Here is a 274-nt window from a genome sequence, read left to right on the forward strand (position 1 = left end):
TTTGACTCGTCACAAGCCTCTCAAAGAGGCATATGTACTACTTGCCACTATCCCTAAAGGGATCTTCATATTCTTTTACACTCAACTTATCTAAAGCAATATCTTTTCGCTCTTGTTCCTGAATGTATTTCTTTATTGTGGCTTCATTGAGGCCAACTGTACTCACATAATATCCCTCTACCCCAAAATGTCGATTTCCAAACTTATATTTCAGATTTGCGTGTTTATCAAACATCATTAGAGCGCTTTTACCTTTTAAATATCCCATGAAACT

Annotated in this window: 1 protein-coding gene; it reads right to left on the bottom strand. The window is 36.1% G+C overall.

The window, feature by feature from the left end:
• Window positions 1-37: 37 nt before the first annotated feature.
• A partial coding sequence (locus tag HMPREF2837_RS04185) for a transposase (RefSeq protein ID WP_186823201.1) occupies window positions 38-274 on the bottom strand: 237 nt, incomplete at its 5' end.

Origin of the sequence: Streptococcus sp. HMSC071D03 (genome assembly GCF_001812125.1) — a bacterium.
GTDB classification, from domain to species: Bacteria; Bacillota; Bacilli; order Lactobacillales; family Streptococcaceae; genus Streptococcus; species Streptococcus pseudopneumoniae_N.